This window comes from Streptomyces sp. NPDC001922 (assembly GCF_042891165.1).
In the GTDB taxonomy this organism is placed as follows: domain Bacteria; phylum Actinomycetota; class Actinomycetes; order Streptomycetales; family Streptomycetaceae; genus Streptomyces.
Genome location: NZ_JBIASV010000028.1, coordinates 1 through 1602 on the forward strand (window position 1 = coordinate 1; position 1602 = coordinate 1602).

2 protein-coding genes are annotated in these 1602 nt (G+C 65.6%); both read left to right on the top strand.

Going from position 1 to position 1602, the window contains the following annotated elements; genetic code table 11:
* Positions 1–201 precede the first annotated feature (201 nt).
* Positions 202–648 (top strand): helix-turn-helix domain-containing protein, encoded by a 447-nt coding sequence (locus ACFYYR_RS31685; RefSeq protein ID WP_388861368.1) that lies wholly within the window; start codon positions 202–204, stop codon positions 646–648.
* A complete protein-coding gene (locus ACFYYR_RS31690) occupies positions 645–1319 on the top strand; it encodes an IS630 family transposase (RefSeq protein ID WP_388861371.1) in 675 nt (224 codons plus the stop codon). Before ACFYYR_RS31685 ends, ACFYYR_RS31690 begins: the two co-directional genes overlap by 4 nt.
* The last annotated feature ends 283 nt before the right edge of the window (positions 1320–1602 follow it).

The following is a 1602-nucleotide window of genomic DNA, read 5'->3' on the forward strand; positions in this document are numbered from 1 at the left end:
ACTGGACGTACTTGGGCTTTCGGCCGGTGCGGCGAGAGGGCGTGCCGGGCGTCGCGACGGGGCAAACGTTGCCTGTTGCGGCACTAGTAGTGTGTCGCTGCTTAGCTGTGGGTTGTTTGGTCGGGATGCTGGTGTGTGGCAGATTCCCCTTCCGTTCTGCCGGACAGGGCTGGTGCGATGGGTTCGCAGAAGAAGAGGCCGGTGGTGCTGACCGCGGCTGATCGTGAAGAGTTGGTTCGGCTGACCACGACGGGGGTCCATCCGGCCTCGGTGATCAGGCGGGCGCGGGTGCTGCTCGCGCTCGACACCTCTGCAGGCGAGATCGGCTCGCAGGAGGTGATCGCGGCTCGGCTCGGCGTCTCCGGTGAGACATTGCGGCTGGTTGCCAAGCGTTTCGCTGAGACGGGTGGCGATGTGCAGGCTACGGTCACGCGGAAGAAGCGTGACCTGCCGCCGGTGCCCTCGCCGGTGACCGGTGAGGTCGAAGCCCGGCTGATCGCGATGGCGTGCTCACCGCCACCCCCGGGTTATGCGCGGTGGTCGCTGCGGCTGCTGGAAAAGCACGTTGCGCTGGTCGAGGACATCCCTGATCTGGACCATTCCACCATCGGGCGGGTCTTAAAAAAACGGAACTGCGCCCTCACTTGAGGAAGTGCTGGACCATCCCGCCACGAGCGAACGCGGAGTTCGCGGCCCGGATGGAAGATGTGCTGGCCGTCTATGCCCGGCCCTATGACCCGGCGCGTCCGGTGGTGTGCATGGACGAGAAGCCCTACCAGCTCCTCGACCATGCTCGCGGCCCGCTCCCGGCCCGGCCTGGTCACGACGCCTGCCAGGACAGCGAGTACATCCGCTGCGGCACCTGCTCCATCTTCGTATGGGTCGAACCCTTACGCGGATGGCGTCGAGTTCAGGCACTGTCCCAGCGGACCCGGATCGACTGGGCCGGCCAGGTCAAGCGGCTGCTGAGTGTGGACTACCCCGACGCCGAGACCGTGGTGCTGGTGATGGACAACCTCAACACCCACGGCGTCGCCTCACTGTACGAGGCGTTCGAACCAGAAGAGGCCTTCGCCCTGGCTCAACGCCTCGAGATCCACCACACGCCCAAACACGGATCATGGCTCAACATCGCCGAGATCGAACTCGCCGCGCTGACCAGGCAATGTCTCGACCGCCGGATCGGCGACCTCGACATCCTCAACACCGAACTCTCAGCCTGGCAGAACGCCACCAACACCGGCCAACGTCAGGTGGACTGGCAGTTCACCACCCACGATGCACGCATCAAACTGCGCCACCTCTACCCCAAATATTAGCCGCGACAGTCTACTAGTGCCGCGGCAGGCAACGTTTGCCCGTGAAGGAGCGGCGTCCGGTGCGTGCTCTGGGGGTACCCCCTGCTCGAAGAGCTTGGGGGAGTGCCGGCCGGAAGTCCTCGTACTGGACGTACTTGGGCTTTCGGCCGGTGCGGCGAGAGGGCGTGCCGGGCGTCGCGACGGGGCGAACGTTGCCTGTCGGGGCACTAGTCACCGAGCGTGCGCTGGTCGTAGTGCCGGGCCTCGAAGACGTTGCCGTCCGGGTCGCGGAAGTAGAAGCTGC